This window comes from Peribacillus sp. ACCC06369 (assembly GCF_030348945.1).
Classification (GTDB): domain Bacteria; phylum Bacillota; class Bacilli; order Bacillales; family DSM-1321; genus Peribacillus.
In genome coordinates this window covers 2,276,993-2,303,697 of sequence record NZ_JAUCEN010000002.1, presented here as the reverse complement: position 1 = coordinate 2,303,697, position 26,705 = coordinate 2,276,993, and the positions used below count along the sequence as shown (strand labels likewise).

Sequence of the window (26,705 nt, the reverse complement as noted above, 5' to 3'; positions counted from 1 at the left end):
AATCTCATAAAATCAAAGATAGTAACGGGAATTGAATCGATAGATAAAACCCAGCCAACAGCAGGATGAAAAAATACAGAATGAACCCATGGTCCTTTCTTGAAAACCCAAATTCATAATAGTATGTTCGATCCCGAGTGTCTGTAAATCGCTTGGCCTCCATCGCAACCGCGATTCGGTGAGCACGTCTGATGCTTCCGGATAACAACGGGATGGAATAAGCTTTCATTTTAAAATATACCGATCTAATCCCTTTTCCCCTTTTGAAACCACGTACCTTCATCGCGTTTCGTATCGTTTGGAATTCCTCCATCATGATGGGGATGAGCCTTAATGCCGCCATGAAACTATAGGCATATTTCGGTTTAAGCTTTACTTGCTGCATTAAGGAATAAAACAAGTTCACTGGTCTCGTCGTTAAGGAAAAAGTTAAACCTAGTGCCGCAAAAAGCAATGCTCGAAAGCCTACCAGTAATCCCCTCATGAAACTTTCTTCCGAAATCGATATGAGACCCCACTCAAACCAAACCGTTTCACCTTGCCCGAATAATATCATTGCGGAAGAGGTGGATATAAAAATGAAACAAAAAGGGATCGACAAAAGTAAGATGCGTTTTATCGAATGCCCGGTAAAAAACAAAAATAAAAGTAAAACGCCAATGGTAATATTCATCATGTAATTCAGGTCATGAATGAATAGCGCCACGATGCATAACACGAGCAATACACAAAGTTTAAGGCTTGGATTAACCTTATGGAGCCATGTTTCTGCATTTGTAAGATTCATCTACATGACACTCCTTTTAACTTTTGTCTCCAAAAATCCTGATTGCGTGATGTTTTCATCACTTATTACGTATCCGTCTTTAACCGTCCAGATCCTGGTTGCAAAGTTGTTTGAAATATGATCGTCATGAGTTACCATGATCACTGTTGTTCCGCGCCTTCGGTATTCCTCAAACCATTCCAGTAATGCAAAGGTATTTTTCGAATCTTGGCCAAAGGTTGGCTCATCCAGGAGAATGATTTTTTTGTCTATTACGATTGAGGCAGCTACACTCAAGCGACGCTTTTGACCCATTGATAATTGAAACGGATGTTTATCCCGATGTGCCTCAAGGCGGAACACTCCAAGCAATGATTGGACTCTCTCCTCGATTTCTTGTTGCGGCCTTTTTTCAATTCTCAATGAATAAGCAATTTCTTCATATACAGAATTTGCAACGAACTGAAACTCAGGATTTTGAAAGACAAACGTCATATGATCCGTTAGATTTTTCACCCTTCTAATAGGGGACCCCATTAATTCATACTGACCACTCGTTTTTATGAACTGCATCAGTGCATGTAAAAGAGTACTCTTCCCCGCGCCATTTTCTCCACTGATAACAATCCATTCCCCTGAATGGACCTGCAGCTCTTCAACCTTGATTTTCGCTTCCTTTTTCCGGAATCCGCTAAAACCTTGCACATGCATAAGGGGGGAACCAACACTAAATGGGTTTGCTCGAATGAGCTCATGGTCAAGTACATACTCATCCCAAACACCAGGGAACCAAATTCCATGTTCTTTCATTTCATTTTTATATAGGGAAAGAATGGTATCTTTTGGACCATCAGCTATGATTTGACCGTCATCATTAAAAAGCACGATTCGTTCGATGAATTCTAAAACATGATCAATTTTATGTTCCACGATAATAACCGTCTTGTCTCGTCCGACTCCCTTCAACAAGTCCCAGATTTCTTTTGTTCCTTCCGGATCGAGCATGGCGGTTGGTTCATCTAAAAATATCACTTCCGGTTCAAGGACCAATACTGAAGCAATGGCCAGACGCTGTTTCATCCCGCCTGATAATGTATCAATACTTGTATGGATATCGTCTAGATTCAATCCTACCTCACGGATATGTTTTTGGATCTTCTCTTTCATTTCTTTTTTAGGGACGGAAAGATTCTCAAGGACGAAGGCAATTTCCTCATCAGCAAACGGCATGCAAAACTGACTATCAGGGTCTTGAAAAACATATCCCCATGAAGAAGGACACTTCAATTCTTCCGCCTTCATCGGAACTTCTATGGAATTCGGAATCAATCCGCTTAATACTTGCAAAAGAGTCGACTTACCACATCCTGATGGTCCCAACAATAGAACTTTTTCACCTTTATCAAATGAGACGGATAAGTCCTTGAAAATCAATGACTCATCACCTGGAAATTTCATTCTTAACTTCTCAACATGAACGATTCGTTCCATGGCCATCAACCTCTACTTTTGGTCCAGTTCTGCATAATCTTTACTTGAAACTGGACGAACAAGATTAGTTACTCCTGTTGCTTCCAGGACTTTAACTAGATAATAAGCTGTTACACCTGCAAAGAATATGGAACCCAAGAACCTCGCAATCATGAATAACGATAGATTCCAAAGGGAGAGCGCACCTATTTCCCCGTATGCAAAATCCATGATGACTGATCCCAGGCAGGAAGCCACCGCAGCTAAAACGGCCACCGACATATTGAATTTTTTATATCTGAACGCCATGAACAGCAGTTCAGCGAACAAACCTTGGACCACCCCATATAAGAGTACGGTCAGCCCCCATGGTGAACCCAGAAAGAATTCACCGGAAGCTGCAGCTATCTCTGCCAGAAGTGCTACACCCGGTTTCCGTAAAATCAAAAAGGCAACGGGGCCAGCAATAAACCACATTCCATAAATAAGTTGATCTAGATGTAATCCTAATGGTTTAACGGAATAATATATCGAACCCCAAAGGATATAAACGATTCCAAATGCTACGGCAATCACGATAGTGACTAATATATCCGTTAATTTCAATCCTTTTTTCATGTTTCATTCTCCTTTATACTTCCAGTATTTCCTTATGAACAGGCCATGTCTCTAAGCGATAAGCCATTTCCCAAAATGAGTATTCATATTGGCTGCTAAGGATAAAATGTTCCTTCATTCTTTCCTTATCTTCATCTGTTACTTTTTCAGCAATCTCATCAAGCCTCGCAATTTGTTCTTCCACCAAAGAGCGGAACCACTCTCCTCCGTAAGCCGCTATCCATTCTTGATAAATCGGCTCTTCCGGTTCACACCCTTGCAGCTTTTCGCCAATTTCATAATACAGCCAGTAACATGGCAAGATAGCTGCAATAACATCCCCTAAATGTCCAGAATAAGCCGCACGATACATATGGGAAGTATAAGCATAAGCAGTCGGGGCGGGTTTGAAATTTTCCCTTTCTTCTTTTGTGATGCCTAATCTCTCAGAAAAATTTTCATGAAGCTTCAACTCCGCTTCATATGTTCCTTGTGCGTGGCCGGCAAGCCTGCTTGTTGTATGTAAGTCTGTTGCCTTTACTGCTCCTAAAGCTTGAACTCTAGCAAAATGAGATAAATAATAGGCATCTTGCATGACATAAAAACGAAAACACTCTAATGGCAATGTGCCATCTCCAATTCCTGCAACAAACGGGTGATTAAAACTAGCTTCCCAAATATGATCAACTTCCTGGCGGATTTCCTCTGAAAACTTCATGTCCATTACCTCCAAATTCTATTTTTCAATGAATGATACGGGATAAAAACCTTAAATCACCTCTTTTTTTGCAAATAAAAAACCACTTTCTTTAACGTAAAGAAAGTGGTTGTACTTGAAATAATACAGAAACGTATTGTCCCAGACCCCACTTCCCTACGCTGGTATAAACCAGATCAGGTTCTAAGGGTCTTAAAGTCATACTTTAATCTCAGCTTCTCAGGTAAAACCAAATTTCACCTATAAAGCACCCCTAGTGGTACAAATTGTATATATAATTCATTTGCCTTTATATTAACACGATAAATCCAATTGTCAAACGATTAGAAAAAGTTTTCAAGCTATATTGCTTTAGGATTACTAGCCTTTCAATCTTGCATACTCACCTAACCACGATCAATTAAACCATTGTTAATCCACCATTTACGGAAAGAGTTTGCCCCGTAATATACCCTGCATCTTCCGAAACGAAATAGGCAACAGCACTGGCAATGTCCTCGGGTTGAGCTAGCCGACGGAATGGAATAGCTTTTTCCAAGGCGCTTGCTATACCAACATTATAAGAGCCTATTTCTTGAAATAAAGGAGTATCAGCAGGGCCTGGTGCAACACAATTGATGTTGAGTTTGTGACGTGCCATTTCTCTTGCTATCGTTTTTGTGAAGGCAATCACCCCTCCCTTAGCAGCCGAATAAACTGCCTCTCCACTTGATCCGACCCTAGCTGCATCTGATGCAATATTTACTACCTTGCCGTAACCATTTTCAATCATAAGAGGTAAAATTTCCTTGCAAGTATGGATCTGCCCAAGTAAATTAATATCGATAATCCTTTTCCAAGTGCTTGGATCACTTTTTAAAAAAGGTTCCACCTTATCCCAGCCTGCATTATTAACCAATATATCTATTCTTTGATAATGGTTCACTGATTCTTCAACGGCTTTTTTAACACTTTCTAATTTCGTTACATCACAATGGACCGCTCTGGCTTCAAAACCCGACTTTTCGATTATAGAAACCGTTTCCTCTGCATTTTTAAGATTTATATCAGCCACGATGATGTTAAAATTGCGAGAAGCCAATTTTTTTGCAATCTCTCTGCCAATTCCGCTCCCGGCACCTGTGATAAATGCCATTCTTTTATTCATCATATTCCCTCCACTTTCACCATTTAGTCAATATGGATTTATTTGAGCTGCTTATATATTGTCTATTATCTTTTCATTTATCATTTCCCGGAGCCGGAATTTCTGGATTTTCCCGCTTGCCGTACGAGGAAAGTCATCCATTATTTCAAGAAATTCAGGCCAATATTGTTTGGCCAAACCCTTTTCCGAGAGAAATTCCTGCATGGAATCCATCGTAATCGGGCTCTTTCCCATTTTCATGCTGATACATGCACATGCTTTTTCCTGAAGACGAGAATCTGGAACAGCGATAACCTGAGCGCTAGAAATATCCGGGTGTTCATACAATACATTTTCTACATAAGCAACTGGAATATTTTCGCCGCCACGTATGATTATGTCTTTGTTTCTTCCAGAAATCCGGATATATCCATCTTCATCAATAAATGCTCGATCACCGGTAATGAACCATCCGTCACTATACTCAGCTAAAGTATCATCGATCCGTTTAAAATAGCCGACAAAAAGAGCCGGACCCCTTACTAATAAAGAACCTTCTATATTCGGAGCACAGAGCTCCCCTTCAAGATCCACTACTTTTAGCTCCATCCCCGGAAAGGGAATTCCGTCGGTATTCGTCAGTTTTTCTTCTAGATCCTCAAGTCTCGTCAAGGTTACCAAGCCATCTTCCGTTTGTCCCCATCCTGACAATATCTTGAACGGTACTTTTTCCACGGCTTCCTTTACTAAATGCCTGGGAATCGGGGCACCTAGAGCTACGAAGACTCGTAGCGAATTGAGGTCATAACTTTCTATCCCTTCCATTTGAATCGTATCTTGCAGAAAAGGAGTAGCTCCCGCCGTAAACGTTATCTTTTCCTTCTCAACCCATTCAATAAACTCTCTCGGATTCCAAATGTCTTGATAGACTCCCGTACCTCCAATATGAGTAGGGAGCCTAACTCCATAACCAAAACCTGTTTGATGAGCGAACGTTGACGCCATGAAAAGAACGTCATCGGAGGTTAAATGTAAGTGGTCAATCCAATAATCCGTTGATATACAAAGAGTATTATGTGTATGCATTACTCCTTTTGGACTTCCAGTGGTTCCCGAGGTAAAGATAATTTCAGTCACATCATTGGGGTCATGTGTGATTTCATCCAAAATGGATGAATCCATCCGGTCTTCCCAAGGTTCCTCAAATAGTGAGGAGAACAGTTTCATCCCCTTCGGCGCCTTGTCCCCAATCACATATATATGTTTCATTGATGGCCATTGATGGCTTAGTCTCTCAATCATGTCAGGGTAATAAAACCCACGGAAATAATCTGGTACAACAATCATTTTTGATTCTGCCATCCCAACCATATAGCCAATTTCCCTATCTCGATAAATCGGTATCAAGGGATTGCTAATGGCACCGATTCTTGTAACAGCATAGTGTAAGATTATAAATTCATTCCAGTTAGGCAGTTGAACAGAGACAACATCCCCTTTACCCAATCCTATATGCAAGAGACCCAAAGCGATTCGATCGACCAACTTACCAAGCTGCTTGTAAGTAAAACTACTTTTTTTATCGATAATCGCTATCTTATCTGGATGCTTCACTATAGCATCATTCAAATAATCCAAGATCGTTCGGTTTGGCCAAACGCCTTGATATTTCCCCACATATTCCTGAGTCAAAATCGTCTCCAATTTCACCAGTTTCCATCCCCCTCATCAACCTCTGAATTTTTTAAAATCTACAGGCCTCTTTTCCAGGAAGGCATTTTTTCCTTCTTCCGATTCTTGTGTATTGTAAAACATCGCTAAACTGCCCATCGATAGCTGAGAAATCCCTTGAATGTTTGCACTATCTGCATTAAAGGAATATTTAAGCATTTTTAGCGCAGTAGGACTCTTATCAAGGATCTTTCTTGCCCATTCTTCTGCTACCTCGTGCAGTTGTTCTGGGGCAACGATTTTGTTCACAAGTCCCATTTCCTTTGCTTCTTGTGCAGAATATTGTTCACACAAATACCAGATTTCCCTTGCTTTCTTTTCTCCGACAATTCGTGCTAAATAAGCTGAACCAAAACCTGCATCATAACTACCGACCTTTGGCCCGCTCTGGCCGAATTTTGCCGTGTCAGATGCAATTGTTAGATCACAAATGACATGAAGGACATGTCCGCCTCCGATGGCAAACCCATTAACCGCTGCAATGACCGGCTTAGGAATGTTGCGGATCGTTTGGTGCAGCGTTTCGATTTCCAATCCCATTCCACCACCTAAACCACCCGAATGATCATATCCTCCTTCTTCTCCCTTTTCTTTTTGATCCCCACCTACACAAAATGCCTTCTCACCTGCTCCAGTCAGAATCACTATACCAACACGATTATCATCCCAAGCGTCCCGGAAGGCCCAAATTAATTCCTGAATGGTTCTGGCACGAAAAGCATTGTAAACTTTAGGTCTGTTCATTGTTATCTTTGCAATTCCACCTTTTTTTTCATAGATTACATCTGTTAATTCCATCGTTTTTCATTCCCTTCATTGTCCTAGTCCATTTAGGATGATTTACCTTGCATCACATCAATTCTTTGTTCATTACGAACGTAATCGGCACTATTACGACTGTAAATGTTTTCTATTTCTTCTTTAATCGTTTCGGTTTCAACTGAATGAAAAATACTAACCTTTATGAATGATTACCCATGTATCTTTTTCAACTCTTTACTTATGGCCTCGGCCATAAGCCCCTCTCTTAATCACTGGAACAGTGGTCTTATTACTTATTGAAGACTCTGGGCTCGCTGACTTCTTTGAAATAATTCATTGATAAACTCCATCGTTCCTAACACCCATGGTAAAAGTCCACTGTATTCTACGGTTTGACTTTTACCATAAACTACATTCCTTTGGATTAATGAGAACGGAACTCCTTTCCTATTATGTCCTTTGCAATGACCATCATATTGGCTTGTGCAGTGCCATCACCAATTTCCAACCCAATCACGTCACGCAAGCGTTGCTCAAGAGGCATTTCCTTCGTATAAGCATAATGACCATTCAACAGTAAACATTCATGGATAGCTTCTACACTATATTTAGGACCTAACCACTTAACAGAAGCCGATTCTTTACTATGATTCAACCCCTGGTCACGAAGCCAAAGTCCTCGATAGGCTTGCCACTTCACCAGTTCTAATTGGGTATAGTGGGTCACAATGGGGAAGGAGACCCCTTGATATGTCGCCAACGGTTTACCAAATGAATGTCTGATTTTCACATGTTCGATGGTTTCATCGATACTTTGTGAAGCGGTGCCCACACATTGCAGCCCTATTAACAGCCGACTTAAATCAAACCCATTCATCACTTGGGAAAACCCTTTATTTTGAAGACCAATCATATACTCTTCCGGAACCTCGACATCGGTTAAATATATCGAACCTCTTCCAATCGGGATATTCCCCATGTCTGTGTACCCTCTACATTCAACTCCTGGAATATCGGCAGGAACCATGAAAGCACTTATCCCTCGATTTCCCCATTCAGGTTCCGTCTTTGCAAATATAACAAAGGCATCTCCACACATAGCTACACTAATTCCAGACTTTTCTCCATTAAGCACATACTTATTTCCTTTATGGACAGCTGTTGTTTTAATTCCGCCTGCATCCGTACCGGCGGATGGCTCCGTAATGGCAATGCCAACAATTTTTTCACCACTTGAGATTTTGGGAAGCCACTCTTTTTTCAGTTCCTCGCTAGCGTGATTATTGATAATTTCACCAATTAATGCATTCAACATCACTGCGTAAGTAAGATTGAAATCTCCACGACCTATCTCCTCAGCAGCTATCCCAGTTGTCACACAATCCGCACCGCTTCCTCCATATTCCACTGGAATCCGAAGACCATTCACGCCAAGATCCCCCAGCCTTTCCCACAAATGTTTTGGAGTAATCCCTTCGCGATCCCATTTTGTATAATGTGGAAGCAACTCTTCCTTAGCAAATTCTTTCAATATTTTACGAAAATAATCCTGCTCTTCCGTAAAAGAAAAATTCAGCATATCATTACCTCCAAGTTTAATTACTAATTTATCCGATACCTATATTTTGGACATTCTACGAAACATGAAACCTCTTACATGACAAACTATTATTGCAAGTTGTGTGCCAACTAGAATTCGCTACAAATTTGGCTATTGTTTCCTAAAGCCTTCGCAAGTTTGCATTTTTTCGCAATACTGCAAATCGAATTTGCGAAACTTCACAAAAAAATACACACTTTATAAGTGTGCCCTAATGGTTAACCTGATTACCTTTCATTGGATGATTCTGCTATTTCAATTTGTACTTGGCAATTTTCCTATATAAACTAGCAACATGAATTTTCAGCTTTTGAGCTGCTAAAGAACGATCCCCTTCCGAATCTTTTAATGCTCGCTGAATGGCTGATTTTTCAGCATTACCTACAACTTCATCCAACGTACCGGACATAGAATTATCCATAGCTGAGGGAACCTCCAATATGAAGTTAGGTGTAAAATATATAGAATCCAGAGTTAGAGTCCCTCCATCCACGATATTCATTCCGCGTTCGATTATCGCTTTGATTTCACGGATGTTACCAGGCCAATCATATTGGATAAGCCAATCTTGGAGTTTAGGATCAATTTCTTTCACATTGGAGCCTAACTTGTTATTGAAATACTCGACGAAATGATATGCCAGAGGAAGAATATCTTCGTGCCGCTCCCTTAAAGAAGGAATTTTCAATTCAAAAACATAAAGTCGATAATATAAATCTTGGCGGAATTTTCCTTCTTGAATAAGGGTTCTTAAATCCCTGTTCGTCGCCGCAATAATACGTATATCAACATTTTTAGTCCCCGTCCCGCCTAGTCTTTCCACTTCTCTTTCCTGTAAAACTCGTAATAGCTTACCTTGAGCCTGATAAGGCAATTCTGAAATCTCATCTAAAAACAACGTACCATTTTGGGCTAATTCTATTTTTCCAGGCTTACCTTCTTTTTTCGCCCCGCTAAAAGCGCCAGCCTCATAACCAAAAATCTCCGATTCAAATAATTCATCTGGAATCGCGGCACAATTTACCGGCACAAAAGGCTGTGCTTTTCTTGTACTCAAACTATGGATCGCTTGGGCAAAAAGTTCCTTTCCCGTTCCCGTTTCCCCTGTAAGCAGCACGGTTGAACTGCTAGTAGCTATTCTGGCGGCCAGCTCTTTTACTCTCTCTATCTCCTCACTCTTTCCTACAATCTCTTCGAAGCTATATCTACTTTGTAACAAGGAATTTTTCTTGGCTTTATTCTTCTCCAAAGAGTTGGCAAAATACACTAAATCACTGTATTCCAGTTCATCTTGTCGGATGATTATTGTATAAAGGGTACCAGCTTCTCGTCGAACTACCCTTATGAAACAAGAGTGTCCGCTGATCACACCAGAAAATACATGTTTGTGAGCAAGACCTTTCAAAGAAAGGGTGGAAGAAGTGTGAATGACCCTCGTTATGGACTCTCCTATCAAATCAGTCGGCATAATCATGAAATATTCATAAAAGTCAGCAGTGGCGCCTATAACTCTTCCATTTTCATCAACTTCAATCGATCCCCAATTCCTTAACACGTTTTTGACATTTTCCATTTACATCACCTAATATCTTGATTACTTAAAACAAAAATTACAACTTGCCCCTTAATGACTTCAATTCCTTCCTGATTAAAACAAGTCACCTTTTGCGTAACCCAATTTCTATTCAAATTAATATCAATGATCTCCAGTTCAGCTGAAATCATATCGCATATATGTACTGGATGATAAAAGACCAATTCCTTTTGTAAAAGTATACAGGCACTACCAGGGAGTTTTTCACTGATCACTTGAGTGATAAGGCCTTCCGTTAACAAACCAGGTACAACCGGCTTGCTGAAATTACTTTTCCATGCTTCTTTATTCACTTGATAAATCGGACTGTAATCTTTTGTTAGTTCATTACATAATTTTACGTCAGATTCATTAAATGTGCGTTGCAAACTAGCAACCTGGCCGATGAACAAATCTGTGATTGTTAAACTCATAACATCCCTCCTTTATTTTTCTGAATATTCAATTTTAATATAATACTAACTATACATAACTTTCCAAGCAAATACTATAAAATGGGAGTTCATATGTTGTATTACTCGTGAATTTGGATGGTTTACTCGCGAGTTTGGATGGGTTACTCGTGAATTTGGTGGGTTTACTCGCGAGTTTCGCCGGTTTACTCGTGAGTTTAGCTGTTTTACTCATGAATTTAGCTGTTTTTCTCGTGAGTTTAGGTGGTTTACTCGTGAATTTAGCTGTTTTACTCGCGAGTTTCGCGGTTTACTCGTGAATTTAGCTGTTTTACTCGCGAGTTTCACCGGGTTACTCGTGAATTTAGCTGTTTTACTCGCGAGTTTCGCCGGTTTACTCGTGAATTTAGCTGTTTTACTCGCGAGTTTCGCGGTTTACTCGTGAATTTAGCTGTTTTACTCGCGAGTTTCGCCGGTTTACTCGTGAATTTAGCTGTTTTACTCGCAAGTTTCGCGGTTTACTCGTGAATTTAGCTGTTTTACTCGCGAGTTTCGCCGGTTTACTCGTGAATTTAGCTGTTTTACTCGCGAGTTTCGCGGTTTACTCATGAATTCTGCAGCTTTACTCGCAAGTTTCGCCGGTTTACTCGTGAATTTAGCTGTTTTACTCGCGAGTTTCGCCGGTTTACTCGTGAATTTAGCTGTTTTACTCGGGATTTTAATGCCCATAAGAATCCCCCTTATTTTACGAGTTGTTTAGCAGACCCATTTTCCCTTGACAGAAAGTAAGCGCTTCCAAATCTTCGAAATGTAATTCTCAGGATTTCACCTATGAACAAAATATGATCACCAGCATCATACTCTTCCCATGGTTTGCATTCCATCCATGCAACACTTCCATTTATTTTTGGCGAAATCCCCTTGTTATCCCAGTCAATTTCAAGTGTTTCCTGTTTACTGCCCGCAAATTGCCATGCAATGGATTCTTGTTCATCCGACAAAATATTAATGGTAAATGATCTACCCTTCATGCTATTGCAAGCTTTTGCTTCTTTATGAATTGACACTAAAGCAAGCGGGGATCCAATGAAACCGAGGTGAATGAATTCACAGTAATACCCTTTTGAACTTCCCCATCAAACCAGCTCACGATCGTAACTCCGGTTGGGAATTTACCAAAGCAATTTCTTAACTCTCGCCCATCCATCTTTTCACCTCCTGCTATTTTATTATGAATTCATTATAGTAAAGGTAAAAATTAAAAAAATCCGATAATTTCATAATATGAAATTACGTAAAATTTTTAATAGTCTTTCAATATTTTTTTCATTGATGGGAATTCTTACGATTGGTATTTTTTCAATATTTTATTGGATATCGTATAAAGGAACACCCCGAAGAAAAGACTTTCATTACCGCATTATCAAAAATCAGTGTTAAACTATCCATGAACATTCATATTTCCAGCTTAGTTAATCAGTACGGTGTATTCTTGACTCAAATAAATGAAAGTGGTGAGGGAAGTTTCATTTTTGCGTTCCATTCGAAAGATCTATCAATTTTTTGTGGATATACCTTTAAAAAAAGGAGTGGTTTTGAATAACCGCTACAAGGTAACGTCTGTAATAGGAACAGGTAGCTACGGCATTGTTTATCTTTGCAATGATTTGAAAACGAATGAAAATATAGTGATCAAACAGCTCCGGACAAGTAAACGCCGCAGCAAAAAAGAGCTTGAACAGTTTGAGAGTGAAATCTCCATATTACGAATGTTAAACCACAAAAACATGCCCAAATTTCACGAGAAATTTTCACAAGACGGACATGTTTATTTTGTGATGGATTTCATTAAAGGGGATAATTTAGAAGATCATATTTTCTTGAATCATATAACGTTCACTGAGAAAGAGTCTCTACTTTTTCTTGATGACCTGGTGGGGTTAGTATCTTTTCTACACAACCATGACATTTTCCATCAAGATTTACGTATACCAAATATTTTACTTAAAGACCATCATCCCATCTTGATAGACTTTGGTTTGTCTAAACGGGCCGTTTCGGCCAATCTCGCAAAAGAATCCATTTTGGAGATGAAAAGGCAGGATTTTTACGATTTGGGGGAAATACTCTTATATGTACTTTATACGACGTACGCTTCCAAAAGTAAAAAGGCTCTTCCTTGGACAGAAGAGCTTTCGTTAGAAAAAGAAACCGTGCATATACTGAAAAGGTTATTAAGCATCCACGAACCTTATTCAGATATTAAAGAACTCTCAATGGACCTGCATGCTGCTTTAGAGTCTAAGAATTTCAATTAGCTGCTACTGCCTCGTCCTTTTCTTTTGTAGCGGTCACTTCCACCCATGGGAGATCGTTTATACCCTCTGCTGCTACTGCTGCTGCCTCGGCGATAATGACCATGTCTTCGCTCACTGCTGCCTTGGGAAAGTTGTTTGATTTTTTTCATTATTTTCTTCAACATATCTTTCACCTCTTTTATATTGATTTTAAAGCTTGTTATTCATTAGCCTAACATAGTCACAGTATAAACCTTATTAATAAGTACTATAAATTTTTTTCATTCGGGTTAATTCCATTACTGCCTTACTTTTCTGGTGGAGTGAGATTATTTTCATTGTTGGTGAAATGATAATGCCCTTACTGCCATCCATTTAAAATGACATTATTAAAAAAAAATCGATAAACCGAATTGTATATTGGACCACTTCTCCTTAAGTGGACTAATTAGGTATGCCTTGCTGTTTCATCTTGAACGAAGGCTTTACATAAATGGAATATATCAAAACAATCATTGACCAAATCGAATTTCCAATAAAAGGCTGTTGATTGTGTGATAATAATAAAGTCAAACTAATCATTCCGAACAGGGCTGAATATCCAATCATCATCCAAAATCCCCACATTTCCAACCTCATATATCCGTAGATAATCACGATGGATATAAGCGCCACTAATACTCGAATCAAGCGTTCTGGTACATCAGCTAATCCAAATCTTGTCACCAACCCTATTTGATTGGCATTAGGATCATAGAAAACTGATGTAAACAGTAAAATGCTCGCACCGAAAATATAAAAATAACCAATTAAAGAAACTCCTAATGGCCTTTTCATAACTATATCCCGCCTCATAAAAAAATAACAGATCGTTATATACCTTTTCCATTTCAGTGAATTCTTGGTAACTCAAGAATAGCATAAGACGGGTTAATTGAAAATAATCTACCGTTTTACGAATCGCCCTGCTCAAGAACGAGTACCAGGCAGTAAATAAAAAAACCTGGCGAAAATTTCATCGCCAGGTTTTTCTTCATTGATTTTTATTTTACAGCTTCTTTTAATTCCTTACCTGCTTTAAAAGCGGGTACTTTACTAGCTGCAATTTGGATTTCTTCGCCAGTTTGCGGGTTTCTTCCTGTACGAGCTGCACGGTCACGCACTTCAAATGTACCGAAACCAACTAATTGGATTTTTTCTTCTTTAGCAAGAGTAGCCGTGATTGTTTCAAACAATGCATCCACTACTTTTTTTGCGTCGTCTTTTGTCAGTTCAGCTTGTGCTGCCACACTACTCACTAATTCTGTTTTATTCATATGAACACCTCATCCTTTTATATTCTTTAAAGTATGTAGAGAAGACAACATAACATATCTTATATGCGTCTGTCACTTAATATGGCTAAATAAAAGGAAGTGTAACCCTATACTGATGTGTTTTTTAGTCATTTTTTAAGGATGAGGGCTTTGATTAACTCATAATTTGATTCTGTCGTACCGTTTTTCAACTTTCTGTAGTTTCCAGCTGCAGCCATTGATAGATGGTATCCATATCAATGTTTTCTTCCAAATGGGAAGCCAAGAGATTGTACGCTTCCTCCCTACGCTCCGAGTCGCTTTGAACGTTTTCATTCACTTCATCCAACCCCTTGTTCCGCCGAATTTGGTTAACTAGTAATCTAGTGAACAAGCGATTATGGAAAATCCCATGAAGGTATGTTCCCATTACCTTGTTGTCAGTGGATATGGCTCCATCCTCTCTTCCATCCTTCAATAAAAGAAAGGGCTCTACTTGTGACTTCAATGTCGTTCTGCCTAAATGTATTTCGAAACCGTTAAGGTTCATTCGACCTTCCATTATCCCAGCAGAAAGTACACCTTCCATTTGTACTGTTTTCTTTTCTGCTTGAAATACGGTTTCCACCGGAAGAAGCGAAAGCCCTTCTGCGTTCTCACCATTACCTTCTACAGCGTCAGGATCGAAAAGTTTAGTCCCAAGCATTTGAAAACCGCCGCATATACCAAAGATCATCGTCCCTTGTTCACGCAGTTCATTGATGGCTCCATCCAACCCCACATGTTTCATCCACTCTAAATCTTCCATCGTGTTTTTTGTACCCGGCAAAATAAGAAGGTCAGGATTACCTAACTCATTGACACTGCTTACTAGCCGGACACCTACTCCAGGTTCATCAAAAAAAGGATCCACATCTGTAAAATTGGAAATCCGCGGAAATCTCAAGACGGCTACATCAATCGGAAACTCAGCCTTTTTAGGTTTTTTAAAACGTAAGGAAGAGAGTGCTAGCGAATCTTCCGCTTCAATATTCACATCTAAATAGGGAAGCACCCCGAGAACCGGAATCCCGGTTTCCTTTTCCAACCATTCAATGCCATCGTCCAACAGTTCTCGCATGCCACGAAATTTATTGATGATGATCCCCTTTACACAATCGCGTTCATCTTTATCCAATAAGGCAAGCGTCCCGATTATGGACGCAAATACTCCACCACGATCAATATCGGCCACTAAAATGACAGCCGCATCCGCGAGTTTGGCCATTCGCATATTCGCAATATCCCGGTCCTTAAGGTTAATTTCAGCCGGACTTCCTGCACCTTCGAGTACGATGATGTCATATTCATCTTGAAGCTTTTCCACCGATTTACGGATGATGGGCATGGCTTCTTGGACAAATTGATTCCGATAGCTTTTTGCATTCATATCAAGAAAATGCTTACCGTGCACGATGACTTCCGAAACCATATCCTGCTTCGGTTTCAGTAATATCGGATTCATATCCGTTGTTGCCGTGATCCGCGCTGCCTCCGCCTGTACTCCTTGAGCCCTTCCGATTTCACCGCCATCCAAGGTTACAAAAGAATTCAAAGCCATGTTTTGTGATTTGAATGGGACAACACGTAATCCTTTATTGGAAAATACCCGGCAAAATGCCGTACAAATCAAACTTTTCCCTACATCGGATGACGTCCCTTGTATCATGATGGATCGTGCCTTCATTCCGCTCACCCCCTAAAACTCTAATCCTTTGACAGCGCCGATACCCTCGTCATAATAATGCTTGGTCGCCTCAATGGATGAAACCAAATCCGCCATTTCCATAAGCTCTTGCTTGGCATCCCTACCGGTAATGACTAAATGCATATGAGCGGGACGATTACGAATCGCATCGATGATTTCAGTCAGTGGCAAGACATCTTCTATCGGGAATTTGGAGATGGCTAACGCATTGTTCAACTCATCCAGAACAAGTAAATCAATGTCAGGATCACCAAGGGCCTGTTTCGCCTTTTCCCAAGCTAACTGTAATGCGCTGCGATGCTCTTCTGGTGTTTTGGTCCATGTAAAACCAATGCCTAGCTGTTCCATTTCAACTCCTAATTTCTTTAAAGCCAATGCTTCCCCATATGTACGCTCTGGAGATTTTATGAACTGAAGGAATTTGACATTCATTCCTCTGCCGATCGCCCTTAAAGTCACCCCTAATGAGGCAGTCGTCTTCCCTTTCCCATTTCCCGTATAAATAAGGAATAATCCTCTGCGTGCCACTCACTCACCTACCTTCATAGCCATACTGTTTTCTCTATGTATGAAGTCCTTTTAGTAGCAGGAGCTGGTTGATCGTCTTTAGGATATCCGACAAAAATGGTGCCGATCACTTTTTTATTTTCCGGTGAACCGATGAATCCGTGCAGGCGTTCATCCCTGACAAGACCCACTCCCCTAGTGCGCCAAACGAATCCAAGACCAAGTTCTTTTGCGGCAAGCCACATCGAATGGACGGCACAACAAGAAGCAAAAACATTGTCTTCGGATGAATCCGGATCGTCAGGCAATATATCGGAAGTCACGACAATGATAAGCGGTGTCGTCTTTACGACTTCCAGTGAACTATCAATCAATTTTGGTTTGGTCGGGAAGCGTTCATGTAAATACTTTTCTGCCAATCTTTCATAACGTTGCTTCGCTTCTCCCTTGATCACATAAAAACTCCAAGGTTCACGTAAACGGTCATTTGGGGCATAGGTAGCCGCTTCCAATAACTGCCTGATTTTTTGGTCTTCCACTTCTTTTTCTTCGTAATTCCTTATTGCCCTGCGTTCCTTCAATTCTTGAATGATGGACATTCCGACTCATTCCCTTCAAAAGTGGACTCTGATTCAATCACTCTTTCAAACCATTGGATTTTCTCCCTTAATTGGACGACATCGCCTACTAGAAAGATTGACGGATTTTGAATTTCCTCTTTTATAGCCAGCAAAGAAATCGAACTCAAAGTACCTGTAATCGTCCTCTGTTTATCTGTCGTACCCCATTCGATGACAGCCACTGGCGTTTTACCGTCCCTGCCATGCTCCATCAATTTTTCACAGATAAACGGCATATTACCTATTCCCATATAAAAAGCGATGGTATCGATGCCTTGGGCCAATGCCTGCCAATTCAGGTTATCCTGCCCCTTGTAATCACGGCCATGTCCTGTCACAATTGCATAACTTGAGGCATGTTCACGGTGGGTAACCGGGATGCCCGCATAAGCCGGAGCTGCGATTCCCGCTGTGATTCCTGGGACGATATCATATTCAATTCCGTTAGCAGCCAGTATCTCTGCTTCCTCACCGCCCCGACCAAAGACAAATGGATCTCCACCTTTTAGACGGGTGACGTTTTTCCCCTGTAATGCTTTTTCCACTAAAAGTTCATGTATTTCATTTTGAATGAGATGATGTTTCCCTGGTGATTTTCCGCAATATACCAATTCTGCATTTTCTTTAGCATAGGTTAATAGTTCTGGATTGACAAGCCTGTCATATGCAATGACATCCGCCTTTTGGATACATTCCAGCCCATATACCGTAATCAGTTTCGGATCTCCGGGACCCGCACCGACCAGATGTACTTTTCCCGGTTTCATGCTCGCGCCTCCTCTTAATCTTCAAAAAATACCTTTTCCATGTTGATGGTTTCTTGTGTGAATCTGTTTTTTTGTTTTAAGCAAGCATTGATCCAGTTCTTTGCCAATATTGGATTGGAAGCAAAATGAAAGTGTGTATACCCTGCAACAAGGTTACCTAATACACACCCCTCTTGTTTGGAACCGAATCTGCCTTTGGCTTCGTAAGCATGTGTAAGATCATCATCCGCTTCAAATGTCGAGTAGTGGAATTCATGACCTTTTGCCTGTTCAGTTTCATTGATCAAAAAATTGCTTGAAGTTCCTGTAATTTCACGATACCCAAGTGCCGCAAGTTTTTTCTGCATTTTAATCCTGCCTGGTATCATTCCTGCCATCTGATGCGTTTCTCCTGAAGTTGTTTCAATCGATTTGCTCAAAAACATGAAACCCCCACATTCCGCCAGGGTCGGCATCCCCTTTTCAATGGAGGTTCTGATGGATCTGATAGCACCCACGTTCCCAGAAAGTTCATCTGCAAATTCCTCAGGAAAACCGCCTCCAAGGTATAAGCCATCAGCATCCATTGGAACTTCTTCCCCTTTTAATGGAGAAAAATACTTGATGTTCGCCCCATATGCTTCAAGCAACTCAAGATTTTCCTGATAATAGAAATTGAAGGCTGCATCTTTTGCGACGGCAATGCACACCTCCTTTTCATTTTGGGGTTGAAATATATTTGAGTTTCCACTGGAAACGGCCCTTGTCTTTGACAAACGGTATAACTGATCGATATCGATCGTTCCCATGACCAATTGTGCAAGCTTATCGAAAAACGGGTTAAGTTCACCGCGTTCAATCGCAGGAATCAAGCCCAAATGACGGCTAGGAATATCAATATCCATTTCCCGTTTCATATATCCCAGCACCGGTACATCGCATTCTTGCTCAATGGCTGATTTGACGATTTTGTAATGGCCTACACTTCCTACTTGATTGGCAATGACCCCAATGATGTTCGGACCGGTCGAAAAGTCCTGAAATCCTTTTACAATGGCAGCCGCGCTCCGTGCCATGCTGGCACAGTTGACTACCAACAGGACAGGGCTTTGCGTGATGACGCTGATTTCAGCGGTCGATCCTGTATTGGATAAAGGACTTTTGCCATCGAAAAAGCCCATGACTCCTTCGATGATCGATATATCAGCTCCAGTAGCTGCTTTGTTAAGAATTTCCTTGACGGTGTCATGTTCGAACATCCAACTGTCAAGATTACGTGAAATTCGTCCTGTAACTGCAGTATGATAGGTTGGATCAATATAGTCAGGACCACATTTGAACCCTTGAACCGTATAGCCTTTCTTCTGGAGGGCTGCCATGATTCCGATGGTCAATGTCGTTTTTCCGACACCGCTTCCGGTACCTGCAATTACCAATCTTCTATCGTTCATATAGGTTTCTGCCTCCTTAAAAAGGAATGATCCCAACTGATATGGTTACGTTCCCCGATTTTTTTTTAACCAGTTCCAATTGTTCGGCTTTCGTATAAATCCTGACAGCCGGTTCACTCACACCATATGCACCTGTATATTTAAATACTGTATCGGATGGCGCTTCGATCTGAGCTTGATTAAGCTCTTCCGGTTCATAATAAACAAATTCCCAGCCATATTTTTTAACAACTTCAATTAAGCCAATTTCGTCTTTCTTTAAGGAAATGGTACAGATCGCTTTAACGCTTTTTAAGGAAAACGATAATTCCGCTAGTGTTTCTTCAATCACCTGCTCAATTTCGGCAGCCGCTGTTCCTCTATTGCACCCGATACCGAGAGCAATGACTTGAGGGCGGTAGACAATCCCATTTTCCAAGATTTTCTTTTCCGGCTGGCTAAGCATGCGGTGAGTCACGACCAGGGCTGCTTGTGGCTTTGCTTGAAGCGCTTCTTCAATAGACGGGTATACGATTATCCGTTCAGGTAATGCCGTTTCATACGACCACCAGTTCCGTTCACCTGACTCCTGTACAACGGCAACATGCTCTTCATTTACAACGGACGCACTTACTGGCGTCAATTTTTCTGCAGAATCCCAAACCCAGCCAAAACGCTGGCCGAATAAGTCGACAGGAATCGTTTTTTGTACATCCGAAGCCGTAGTGATTATAGCTTTTGCGTCAAGGGCAGCAGCAACTTCCTTAGACAGTTCATTTGCTCCCCCAAGATGCCCTGACAGTACACTGATGACATTTTCCCCTTTGTCATCAATGACAACCACACCTGGATCCGTTTTCTTATCCTTCAAAATTGGTGCAATCATCCGCACGACTGCACCGAGTGAAATAATTAAAATGATTCCTTTATATTCCTTGAATAAAGCTGGTAAAAGCATACGGACACTTCCCGAAAAAAGCTGGATCTGTTTATGCTCTTCGTCCCCTTTTTCAAATTTGCTCATGTAATAAAGATCGGAATTCGAAAAAACGGTATGTAATTTTCGTGCCAGCTCGACACCATGCTTTGTAATCGCAACGATCGCATAAGTATGTGACCGTTTAATGGGAGCAAGTTCCTCTTCCTTCAATTCAATGATCATGGCTTAACACCTTTTCTGAAACCGTGGGTAAAACTCGCATCATATAGTTTGGAACGGTATTCATCTTTATCATGGATATTAGGATCTAACGCCCATCCAGCCAAAATCATTGCATGCTTGCGGATACCATTTTTACGCATATCATCATCTAAATTCACTAAAGTGGTACGGACGATTTTTTGGTCCGGCCATGTTGCCCGTTGAATGACTGCGACCGGAGTATCATCCTGCCAACCGGCTGCCTGGAGTTCTTTAACGATTTTTTTAGTCAAGGTCGCACTCAAGAAGAGGGCAATCGTACAGTGATGACTAGCCAAATCACGTAACTTCTCAAATTCCGGAACAGGCGTACGTCCTTCAGCCCTCGTCAATATGAGTGTCTGGGTTAAATCCGGGATAGTCAGCTCTGCTCCTATTGCCGCTGCCGAGGCGAACACCGAACTTACGCCAGGGATCACCTCATAACCAATACCTTCTTTCTTCAATAGGACAATTTGTTCCATGATTGCGCCGTACATGGCAGGATCCCCTGTATGGATCCTGGCAACCAGCTTTCCTTCTTTAACCCGATCAACCATAATGCCAACAATTTCTTCCAAATGCATTCCAGCCGTTTTTAGCACCTCGGCATCCGGTTTTGCCTTAGCAATCAATTCCTCATTCACTAACGAATCCGTATATAAAATCACATCCGCCGTTTGAAGAATGTTCAATCCTTTTACAGTAATCAAATCCGGATCTCCTGGGCCAGCGCCTACAATAAATATCTTCATTTTCTCACCACCATCAATGTTAAGTATTCTAGTTCAAGTCCTTCCAATTCACTCACTTTCCAAATCACTTCTTCATCGGATGTGACTTTCGTAACGACCGAGGCATTTTCAAGCAAGTCTAAATCTTTTAAAACAGTAATCATTAAATCGATGACTTTTGCCACTTTAATGAACACCACGGCATCATGATCTTCAATTGCCTTCTTCATCGCTTCATAATCATCCCTTGCCGGAACAATCGCGACATGATCATCACCATCTGCCAAAGCGATGCCCAACCTTGACGCCGATCCATTAAACGAAGAAATACCCGGGACTGTCTTGATTTCGACTTCGGGATGCAGCTCCTGCATTAATTTCATCATATGTATGAACGTACTATATAAAAGAGGATCACCTTCAGTAACGAAAGCGACATCTTTTCCTTCGTATAACTTTTGCCAAACCTTTTCAACCGTTCCGTTCCATTCCCGATCCAAAATCGCTTGATCTTTCGTCATCGGAAAAACAAGGCCCAGCATATCCTTCTCTTCAGGACGGATGTAAACTTCAACGATACGGTGGGCGTAGCTTTTACTGCCTTTTCTTTTTTTTGGATATGCAATGACCGGAGATTCCTGAATTACGCGAAATGCCTTTACTGTAATAAGCTCTGGATCGCCTGGGCCAACGCCAAGGCCATATAATGTACCAAGATTACTCATTCATGTCTTCCTTTCTTTGTGCAGTAATGATATAAACCGGATTAAGTGGTACAAATCTGTTCATTCCCAATATTGGCTTACTTCGGGAAATTTGCGCATGCATGATGGAAGTGTGAAAACCAGCTTCCGCAAATGCCTCATTAGCCCGGTAAAGATTCTCAATCGTTGCAGCATTTAGAACGATCCTGCCGCCCTCTTTAAGCCGTTTACAGCAGGTATTGATTAAATCTACCATTTCGCCGCCAGTCCCCCCAATGAAGATCGCATCAGGATCTGGAAAAGTTTCCAATCCTTGCGGAGCTTTACCATGAATGGCTGTTATATCGGTACGGAATTTACTTTGGTTTTGATAACAGTTTTCTAAGTCAGGTTCATTTTTTTCAATTGCGAAGATTTGTCCTTCGGATGCAAACTTAGCCGCTTCAATTGCCATTGACCCCGTACACGTCCCAACATCCCAAACTATGCTGTTTTTTCTGAGCTTCAGCGCATGCAGGCTTAATACTCTAATTTCCTTTTTGGTTATGAGTCCTTTATCCGGCTTACGTTGCGAAAATTCTTCATCTTCTATCCCTAAAGACCAACTTGGACCTTCAGATTTTCTTTTTAAAATGACGACATTCAACGGGGAAAATTCCCGCTCCATCATTTCCTCAAGTTCATACCAACCTGAGTTTTCAGTTTCTCCTTGAAGATTTTCAGCCACGAATGCCCGATATTCAGTCATTCCGAATGAAAGGAGATATTTAGCCAGTTGGTTGGGAGTATTTTCGACGTCAGTAAGCAAGGCAACTTTCGCTTGCCCATCAATCCTTTGGGCCAGCCCTTTCATACTGCGGCCATGAACACTAACTAGAAAAGCATCTTGCCAGCTTTCACCCATTTTTGCAAAAGCAAGCTGAATGGAACTGAAATATGGGTAAACCTCCATGTTGATTTTGCTGGAAAGATAGCCTCCCATTCCATAAAACAATGGGTCACCGGAAGCCAAGACAACAGTTGGACGAGTTTCATCCTGCAGTTGTTCTACCACTTTTTTCAAACCGCCCTTTATGACAATCTTCTTGCCGGAATAGTTAGGAAAGAAGGATAAGACCCTCTCACCCCCGACCAGCACTTCACTTTCTTCTATCCATTGGGCATATTGAGGCAGTAAGCTTTCCTGACCGTTATCCCCTATCCCAATTAATTTCATCGATTGACTCAATTCCAACAGCCCTTCCCAGTAATTGTCCTTTCAACGAATAAATCGCCGTTTCCATTTCAATGCCACCCTTCACTTGCTTTATAGCAGAGTGACAGCAGGATTCACATAGTTTATTAAAAAAATCAAAATTATTGATCGCTGACATCATATCCCCGACTTGTGACGCTGTATTTGCATTCTTGATTTCAAGAACAAGATCATCTTCAGCTCCGACGCTTTGGGCTATTTCCGATAGAAAACCGAAGTCGACCGGAGCGCTTTTTGAATGCACCATCATCACACCTTGGGCAACTTTAGAAAATTTCCCCATCATACCAATCAGTGATACCTTTTTAATTCCCTGCCTTTTACATTGCTTAAGTGAGAAGCCTACAAAATCACCCATTTCAATAAAGGCTTCCTCAGGTAAATCCTGAAGAAGGCCCATTGCATACTTTTCACTGCGCCCGCCAGTGGTTAAGACAAGATGCTCACACCCACTCGCCTTGGCGACACTGATAGCCTGGACAATACTTGCCATATAGGCGGAACTGGAAAAAGGGACGACGGTGCCCCTTGTTCCCAAAATGGAAATGCCTCCCACAATCCCGAGGCGGCCATTTAATGTTTTTTTCGCTATTTCTTCACCTGCAGGCACGGAGATAACGACTTTCACTCCTCTATTAATCTTAAATTCTTCCAAGGTTTGTTGCACAGTGGTTAATATCATTTTGCGCGGTACAGGATTAATGGCCGCTTCCCCTACAGGAACGGGAAGCCCGGGTTTGGTCACTCGCCCCACACCAATCCCTCCATCCAAGATGATTCCTGGTGCATCCGACCAGCTGACAGTAGAAATGATATGTGCCAAATGGGTGGCATCTGGATCATCTCCGGCATCTTTAATCGTTTCTGCACTAACCGAATTTTCCGATATATCATATCTCTCAATGGTGAAAGTGGCATCACGGCCGATAGGCAAGGAGATTGTAGCCTCCTCAAGGGCATCCCCCGTGATCAAAGCGGTCAATGCCGCTTTAGTCACGGCTGTCGAACATGCCCCCGTCGTATACCCATGGCGCATTTGTGAGGGATCTTTTTTTACTTTCTTTTCCATGTTTATTAACTATCAGCTAAAAGGGAAATTGCGTTCAATGCTGCAACCGTGACAGTACTTCCACCTTTTCGGCCAATATTCGTAATGAATGGCACTTCTGTGATCTTAGCCAGTTCCTCTTTCGATTCCGCTGCAGAAACGAACCCAACAGGCATTCCAATAATTAAGTCCGGCTTTGCAATCCCTTCTTTAATAAGGCGAATGAGCTCAAGTAAAGCTGTAGGTGCATTGCCAATGGCATAAATGCCCCCTTCATTTTCCTTTACGGCTTTTTGCATCGAAATGATCGCTCTTGTCGTATTCAAACGTTTTGCTTCGACCATCACATCTGGATCTGAAATGTAGCAATGAACGTCCCCGCCGTGTTTTTGAAATCTTTTTTTGCCTGTACCGCTCTCGATCATTTGCACATCCGCAATGACATGTCTACCTTTGCGAATGGCTTCCACACCAGCTTGAATGGCATTTGGATGGACGATGACACTTCTTCCCAATTCAAAATCAGCTGAAGCATGAATGACCCGGCGGACGATCTTCCATTCATCCTCAGAAAAATCATGATCGCCCATTTCTTCAGCTATCATTGAAAAACTATAATCATATATTTTGTCTGGATCTACCGTTAGTGGTTTGAAATCCGTTTTAAAGTCCATCTTGCATTCCTCCTATTATTTATTCAACTGATTATTCAACTCGGCAATGACATGATCAAAACTGGAATGAACATTTTGATAGTCAACATCTGGCCTTGATATCATAATCGTCTCTATTCCACATTCCAACGCGGCTTCCAATTTCTCATCAACCGCACCGACCTTGCCACTTTCTTTCGTTATCATCAATGTGACGCCATACTGTTTATATAGGGCTTTATTTAATTCTTTGGAAAATGGACCTTGAATCGCAACGATATTTTTTTGTTCAATGCCTAGCTGCGCACATTTTTCCATATTATCCATGCGTGGCAGCATTCTTGCTATGACTCTGGTATTCTCGAGTCCTACCAATTCTTTTGCGAACACCGCTAGGGTTTTACTTCCGGTCGTGAGCATGATGACTCCCCGTTTTGCAGCAGCCAGCTTGGAAGCTTCCTCATAATCACGGACAACTATCAATTTGTCATTCTGAAACCGTTGGCTTTCACGCTCATAACGAATATAAGGAACATTTGCTGCCTTTGCTCCGTTAAGAGCGTTTTTGGATGCTTCTTCCGCAAATGGGTGACTTGCATCAACTACAGCCTGAAAACCTTTTTCAGAGATTAAAGAGGTCATATCCTCTGCAGTTAATCGGCCAATCCGGGTGGATATCCCTGCATCTTGCAAACTCTTCGCCGCCGACTCGGTTACAACAGTTGCCAAAACCTTGAATCCCACCTGCTGCATCTCAATCGCTAATTCCCGCGCATCACTTGTACCCGCCAAGAACAAAATCATTTTGACGTACCCACCTCTTGCCCATCGTGCTGATGGTCGTGGTCATGATGGTCGTGGTCATGATGGTCATGGTCGTGATGGTCATGGTCGTGATGGTGATGATGGTGGGCATGTCCATGTTCCTCGACATATTTTCGATAGTTTTCCAAATCACGTGCCCCACTTGATCTGCCTTCACTAGCTTCAATTACTCGTTCTTGCAGAATGTTCTGTAAGGTTGGATGATACCCAAAATACTTCGCCAAAATAAATTCCCGATCAAGATATTGCTCTTGATAGCCTTTCAGCATATCCTCCATTCTTTCCATTAACACCCCCGTGAAGAGGAAATATGGCAGCATCACTATTTTTTTTGCCCCCAACCGGATGCATCGTTCAATGCCTTCATCAACATGCGGGTCCGTTACACCCATGAACGCTGTTTCGACCCATTTAACGTTTAATTTTTCCCATAACAATCGGGAAATTTTATATATATCACTATTTGCATCAGCATCACTGCCTCCTCGGCCAATTAGCAATATTGCTGTCTCAGCCTGTTCCGAGGATGTATCGAAGCCGGCTTCCTCAAGTCGGTCTGTCAGGATCGTCAATACATCATGGTGGACCCCGATCGTTTGACCATATGTGAATTTCACTTCTGGATATTTGGTTTTCCCATCCTCTATTTCAGCTGGGATATGTAATTTCGAATGTCCTGCATGCAACAAAATGATCGGTATGACGATAACTTCCGTAGCCCCTCGTTTTACACAATTATCAATGCCTTTTGATATATTCGGTGTCGCAAATTCCAGGAAGCACGTTTCTACCAAAAAACTGTCATCCATTGCCGGAATCATATTTTTAATAAAATGAACGACTTCTTCGTTTCCCGAAGCCAGGCGGCTTCCGTGTCCTACAAACAAAACTGCTTTCATTTACTTTCC

General features: G+C 41.4%; 30 protein-coding genes, 1 pseudogene and 1 riboswitch. Of the genes and pseudogenes, 4 read left to right on the top strand and 27 right to left on the bottom strand.

The features are described 5' to 3' along the window. Window positions 1-4 precede the first annotated feature (4 nt). From QUF78_RS12105 to QUF78_RS12060, 10 genes are all read right to left on the bottom strand, one after another. Window positions 5-787 (bottom strand): energy-coupling factor transporter transmembrane component T family protein, encoded by a 783-nt coding sequence (locus QUF78_RS12105; protein ID WP_289324842.1) that lies wholly within the window; start codon window positions 785-787, stop codon window positions 5-7. Next, window positions 788-2,257, bottom strand: a complete 1,470-nt coding sequence (locus QUF78_RS12100; protein WP_289324841.1) for an ABC transporter ATP-binding protein — start codon at window positions 2,255-2,257, stop codon at window positions 788-790. Window positions 2,258-2,269: 12 nt separating this feature from the next. After that, complete coding sequence (locus tag QUF78_RS12095) at window positions 2,270-2,854, bottom strand: ECF transporter S component (protein WP_289316637.1); 585 nt, start codon at window positions 2,852-2,854, stop codon at window positions 2,270-2,272. A 13-nt stretch (window positions 2,855-2,867) separates the two neighbouring features. After that, window positions 2,868-3,551 carry a thiaminase II gene (gene tenA, locus QUF78_RS12090; RefSeq protein ID WP_289316638.1) on the bottom strand — a complete coding sequence of 228 codons (684 nt, stop codon included), beginning with the start codon at window positions 3,549-3,551 and terminating at the stop codon, window positions 2,868-2,870. A gap of 136 nt (window positions 3,552-3,687) precedes the next feature. Then, a riboswitch (TPP riboswitch) is annotated at window positions 3,688-3,816 on the bottom strand. A gap of 135 nt (window positions 3,817-3,951) precedes the next feature. Next, the gene (locus tag QUF78_RS12085) at window positions 3,952-4,698 is read right to left on the bottom strand and encodes an SDR family NAD(P)-dependent oxidoreductase (protein ID WP_289324840.1); all 747 of its coding nucleotides are present in this window, start codon (window positions 4,696-4,698) and stop codon (window positions 3,952-3,954) included. A 51-nt stretch (window positions 4,699-4,749) separates the two neighbouring features. After that, window positions 4,750-6,387 (bottom strand): AMP-binding protein, encoded by a 1,638-nt coding sequence (locus QUF78_RS12080; RefSeq protein WP_289324839.1) that lies wholly within the window; start codon window positions 6,385-6,387, stop codon window positions 4,750-4,752. An 18-nt stretch (window positions 6,388-6,405) separates the two neighbouring features. Beyond that, the gene (gene menB / locus QUF78_RS12075; RefSeq protein WP_289324838.1) at window positions 6,406-7,206 is read right to left on the bottom strand and encodes a 1,4-dihydroxy-2-naphthoyl-CoA synthase; all 801 of its coding nucleotides are present in this window, start codon (window positions 7,204-7,206) and stop codon (window positions 6,406-6,408) included. Between the two features lie 388 nt (window positions 7,207-7,594). Then, entirely contained in the window at window positions 7,595-8,749 is a 1,155-nt protein-coding gene (locus QUF78_RS12070; RefSeq protein WP_289324837.1) for an acyl-CoA dehydrogenase family protein, read from the bottom strand. A 271-nt stretch (window positions 8,750-9,020) separates the two neighbouring features. Further along, on the bottom strand, window positions 9,021-10,343 hold the full coding sequence (locus QUF78_RS12065; protein WP_289324836.1) for a sigma-54 interaction domain-containing protein: 1,323 nt from the start codon (window positions 10,341-10,343) through the stop codon (window positions 9,021-9,023). Window positions 10,344-10,348: 5 nt separating this feature from the next. Next, a complete protein-coding gene (locus tag QUF78_RS12060; protein WP_289324835.1) occupies window positions 10,349-10,777 on the bottom strand; it encodes a hotdog family protein in 429 nt (142 codons plus the stop codon). 107 nt (window positions 10,778-10,884) lie between these two features. Here QUF78_RS12060 and QUF78_RS12055 point away from each other — a divergent pair, with 107 nt between their 5' ends. From QUF78_RS12055 to QUF78_RS12045, 3 genes are all read left to right on the top strand, one after another. After that, the gene (locus tag QUF78_RS12055; RefSeq protein WP_289324834.1) at window positions 10,885-11,076 is read left to right on the top strand and encodes a hypothetical protein; all 192 of its coding nucleotides are present in this window, start codon (window positions 10,885-10,887) and stop codon (window positions 11,074-11,076) included. Then, window positions 11,073-11,201: a hypothetical protein gene (locus QUF78_RS12050; protein ID WP_289324833.1), complete on the top strand. Its 129-nt coding sequence runs from the start codon at window positions 11,073-11,075 to the stop codon at window positions 11,199-11,201. The genes QUF78_RS12055 and QUF78_RS12050 overlap by 4 nt, the downstream gene beginning before the upstream one ends. Before the next feature lie 162 nt (window positions 11,202-11,363). Next, complete coding sequence (locus QUF78_RS12045) at window positions 11,364-11,516, top strand: hypothetical protein (protein ID WP_289324832.1); 153 nt, start codon at window positions 11,364-11,366, stop codon at window positions 11,514-11,516. On the opposite strand, the pseudogene QUF78_RS12040 reads toward QUF78_RS12045, so the two are convergent. Beyond that, window positions 11,497-11,963 (bottom strand): annotated as a pseudogene (locus QUF78_RS12040) (flavin reductase family protein). The gene QUF78_RS12045 and the pseudogene QUF78_RS12040 sit on opposite strands and share 20 nt — an antisense overlap. 325 nt (window positions 11,964-12,288) lie before the next feature. On the opposite strand from QUF78_RS12040, the gene QUF78_RS12035 reads away from it, so the two are divergent. Continuing rightward, entirely contained in the window at window positions 12,289-13,074 is a 786-nt protein-coding gene (locus QUF78_RS12035) for a protein kinase domain-containing protein (RefSeq protein WP_289324831.1), read from the top strand. Here QUF78_RS12035 and QUF78_RS12030 read toward each other — a convergent pair. From QUF78_RS12030 to QUF78_RS11955, 16 genes are all read right to left on the bottom strand, one after another. Beyond that, on the bottom strand, window positions 13,067-13,189 hold the full coding sequence (locus tag QUF78_RS12030; protein WP_289324830.1) for a hypothetical protein: 123 nt from the start codon (window positions 13,187-13,189) through the stop codon (window positions 13,067-13,069). The two genes, QUF78_RS12035 and QUF78_RS12030, sit on opposite strands and share 8 nt — an antisense overlap. A 308-nt stretch (window positions 13,190-13,497) precedes the next feature. Next, the gene (locus tag QUF78_RS12025) at window positions 13,498-13,890 is read right to left on the bottom strand and encodes a hypothetical protein (RefSeq protein ID WP_289324829.1); all 393 of its coding nucleotides are present in this window, start codon (window positions 13,888-13,890) and stop codon (window positions 13,498-13,500) included. 206 nt (window positions 13,891-14,096) lie between these two features. Then, complete coding sequence (locus tag QUF78_RS12020; RefSeq protein ID WP_063233522.1) at window positions 14,097-14,369, bottom strand: HU family DNA-binding protein; 273 nt, start codon at window positions 14,367-14,369, stop codon at window positions 14,097-14,099. A 187-nt stretch (window positions 14,370-14,556) separates the two neighbouring features. Further along, a complete protein-coding gene (locus QUF78_RS12015) occupies window positions 14,557-16,074 on the bottom strand; it encodes a cobyric acid synthase (protein WP_289324828.1) in 1,518 nt (505 codons plus the stop codon). A 12-nt stretch (window positions 16,075-16,086) separates the two neighbouring features. Then, the gene (locus QUF78_RS12010; protein ID WP_289324827.1) at window positions 16,087-16,623 is read right to left on the bottom strand and encodes a cob(I)yrinic acid a,c-diamide adenosyltransferase; all 537 of its coding nucleotides are present in this window, start codon (window positions 16,621-16,623) and stop codon (window positions 16,087-16,089) included. Window positions 16,624-16,637: 14 nt separating this feature from the next. Beyond that, window positions 16,638-17,201, bottom strand: a complete 564-nt coding sequence (locus tag QUF78_RS12005) for a nitroreductase family protein (RefSeq protein ID WP_289324826.1) — start codon at window positions 17,199-17,201, stop codon at window positions 16,638-16,640. After that, window positions 17,180-17,989 carry a uroporphyrinogen-III C-methyltransferase gene (cobA, locus tag QUF78_RS12000; protein WP_289324825.1) on the bottom strand — a complete coding sequence of 270 codons (810 nt, stop codon included), beginning with the start codon at window positions 17,987-17,989 and terminating at the stop codon, window positions 17,180-17,182. The genes QUF78_RS12005 and cobA overlap by 22 nt, the downstream gene beginning before the upstream one ends. Window positions 17,990-18,003: 14 nt before the next feature. Then, complete coding sequence (locus tag QUF78_RS11995) at window positions 18,004-19,419, bottom strand: cobyrinic acid a,c-diamide synthase CobB (protein ID WP_289324824.1); 1,416 nt, start codon at window positions 19,417-19,419, stop codon at window positions 18,004-18,006. Window positions 19,420-19,435: 16 nt separating this feature from the next. Beyond that, window positions 19,436-20,560, bottom strand: a complete 1,125-nt coding sequence (locus tag QUF78_RS11990) for a cobalt-precorrin 5A hydrolase (RefSeq protein ID WP_289324823.1) — start codon at window positions 20,558-20,560, stop codon at window positions 19,436-19,438. Further along, the gene (gene cobM, locus QUF78_RS11985; RefSeq protein WP_289324822.1) at window positions 20,557-21,333 is read right to left on the bottom strand and encodes a precorrin-4 C(11)-methyltransferase; all 777 of its coding nucleotides are present in this window, start codon (window positions 21,331-21,333) and stop codon (window positions 20,557-20,559) included. The genes QUF78_RS11990 and cobM overlap by 4 nt, the downstream gene beginning before the upstream one ends. Beyond that, window positions 21,330-22,037, bottom strand: coding sequence for a precorrin-2 C(20)-methyltransferase (gene cobI / locus QUF78_RS11980; RefSeq protein WP_289324821.1), 708 nt, complete (start codon window positions 22,035-22,037; stop codon window positions 21,330-21,332). The genes cobM and cobI overlap by 4 nt, the downstream gene beginning before the upstream one ends. Next, window positions 22,030-23,244 (bottom strand): precorrin-6y C5,15-methyltransferase (decarboxylating) subunit CbiE, encoded by a 1,215-nt coding sequence (gene cbiE, locus QUF78_RS11975; RefSeq protein ID WP_289324820.1) that lies wholly within the window; start codon window positions 23,242-23,244, stop codon window positions 22,030-22,032. The genes cobI and cbiE overlap by 8 nt, the downstream gene beginning before the upstream one ends. Beyond that, entirely contained in the window at window positions 23,207-24,340 is a 1,134-nt protein-coding gene (locus QUF78_RS11970; RefSeq protein ID WP_289324819.1) for a cobalt-precorrin-5B (C(1))-methyltransferase, read from the bottom strand. Before QUF78_RS11970 ends, cbiE begins: the two co-directional genes overlap by 38 nt. A 5-nt stretch (window positions 24,341-24,345) precedes the next feature. Next, the gene (locus QUF78_RS11965; RefSeq protein ID WP_230156409.1) at window positions 24,346-24,993 is read right to left on the bottom strand and encodes a precorrin-8X methylmutase; all 648 of its coding nucleotides are present in this window, start codon (window positions 24,991-24,993) and stop codon (window positions 24,346-24,348) included. A 15-nt stretch (window positions 24,994-25,008) separates the two neighbouring features. Next, window positions 25,009-25,776 (bottom strand): precorrin-6A reductase, encoded by a 768-nt coding sequence (gene cobK / locus QUF78_RS11960; protein ID WP_289324818.1) that lies wholly within the window; start codon window positions 25,774-25,776, stop codon window positions 25,009-25,011. Further along, window positions 25,773-26,696: a sirohydrochlorin chelatase gene (locus QUF78_RS11955; RefSeq protein WP_289324817.1), complete on the bottom strand. Its 924-nt coding sequence runs from the start codon at window positions 26,694-26,696 to the stop codon at window positions 25,773-25,775. The genes cobK and QUF78_RS11955 overlap by 4 nt, the downstream gene beginning before the upstream one ends. Window positions 26,697-26,705: the final 9 nt, after the last annotated feature.

What these genes read in the sequence shown, in the direction of transcription:
- QUF78_RS12085 (WP_289324840.1), bottom strand. Translation starts at nt 4,698, where the DNA reads ATGAATAAAAGAATGGCATTTATCACAGGTGCCGGGAGCGGAATTGGC.
- QUF78_RS12100 (WP_289324841.1), bottom strand. Translation starts at nt 2,257, where the DNA reads ATGGAACGAATCGTTCATGTTGAGAAGTTAAGAATGAAATTTCCAGGT.
- cobK (WP_289324818.1), bottom strand. Translation starts at nt 25,776, where the DNA reads ATGATTTTGTTCTTGGCGGGTACAAGTGATGCGCGGGAATTAGCGATT.
- QUF78_RS12060 (WP_289324835.1), bottom strand. Translation starts at nt 10,777, where the DNA reads ATGAGTTTAACAATCACAGATTTGTTCATCGGCCAGGTTGCTAGTTTG.
- QUF78_RS11995 (WP_289324824.1), bottom strand. Translation starts at nt 19,419, where the DNA reads ATGAACGATAGAAGATTGGTAATTGCAGGTACCGGAAGCGGTGTCGGA.
- tenA (WP_289316638.1), bottom strand. Translation starts at nt 3,551, where the DNA reads ATGAAGTTTTCAGAGGAAATCCGCCAGGAAGTTGATCATATTTGGGAA.
- QUF78_RS12065 (WP_289324836.1), bottom strand. Translation starts at nt 10,343, where the DNA reads ATGGAAAATGTCAAAAACGTGTTAAGGAATTGGGGATCGATTGAAGTT.
- cobI (WP_289324821.1), bottom strand. Translation starts at nt 22,037, where the DNA reads ATGAGTAATCTTGGTACATTATATGGCCTTGGCGTTGGCCCAGGCGAT.
- QUF78_RS12045 (WP_289324832.1), top strand. Translation starts at nt 11,364, where the DNA reads ATGAATTCTGCAGCTTTACTCGCAAGTTTCGCCGGTTTACTCGTGAAT.
- QUF78_RS12015 (WP_289324828.1), bottom strand. Translation starts at nt 16,074, where the DNA reads ATGAAGGCACGATCCATCATGATACAAGGGACGTCATCCGATGTAGGG.
- QUF78_RS12020 (WP_063233522.1), bottom strand. Translation starts at nt 14,369, where the DNA reads ATGAATAAAACAGAATTAGTGAGTAGTGTGGCAGCACAAGCTGAACTG.
- QUF78_RS12005 (WP_289324826.1), bottom strand. Translation starts at nt 17,201, where the DNA reads ATGTCCATCATTCAAGAATTGAAGGAACGCAGGGCAATAAGGAATTAC.
- QUF78_RS11970 (WP_289324819.1), bottom strand. Translation starts at nt 24,340, where the DNA reads ATGGAAAAGAAAGTAAAAAAAGATCCCTCACAAATGCGCCATGGGTAT.
- QUF78_RS11990 (WP_289324823.1), bottom strand. Translation starts at nt 20,560, where the DNA reads ATGATCATTGAATTGAAGGAAGAGGAACTTGCTCCCATTAAACGGTCA.
- QUF78_RS11965 (WP_230156409.1), bottom strand. Translation starts at nt 24,993, where the DNA reads ATGGACTTTAAAACGGATTTCAAACCACTAACGGTAGATCCAGACAAA.
- menB (WP_289324838.1), bottom strand. Translation starts at nt 7,206, where the DNA reads ATGGAATTAACAGATGTAATCTATGAAAAAAAAGGTGGAATTGCAAAG.
- QUF78_RS12095 (WP_289316637.1), bottom strand. Translation starts at nt 2,854, where the DNA reads ATGAAAAAAGGATTGAAATTAACGGATATATTAGTCACTATCGTGATT.
- QUF78_RS12105 (WP_289324842.1), bottom strand. Translation starts at nt 787, where the DNA reads ATGAATCTTACAAATGCAGAAACATGGCTCCATAAGGTTAATCCAAGC.
- QUF78_RS12025 (WP_289324829.1), bottom strand. Translation starts at nt 13,890, where the DNA reads ATGAAAAGGCCATTAGGAGTTTCTTTAATTGGTTATTTTTATATTTTC.
- cobM (WP_289324822.1), bottom strand. Translation starts at nt 21,333, where the DNA reads ATGAAGATATTTATTGTAGGCGCTGGCCCAGGAGATCCGGATTTGATT.
- QUF78_RS12070 (WP_289324837.1), bottom strand. Translation starts at nt 8,749, where the DNA reads ATGCTGAATTTTTCTTTTACGGAAGAGCAGGATTATTTTCGTAAAATA.
- cobA (WP_289324825.1), bottom strand. Translation starts at nt 17,989, where the DNA reads ATGAAACCGGGAAAAGTACATCTGGTCGGTGCGGGTCCCGGAGATCCG.
- QUF78_RS11955 (WP_289324817.1), bottom strand. Translation starts at nt 26,696, where the DNA reads ATGAAAGCAGTTTTGTTTGTAGGACACGGAAGCCGCCTGGCTTCGGGA.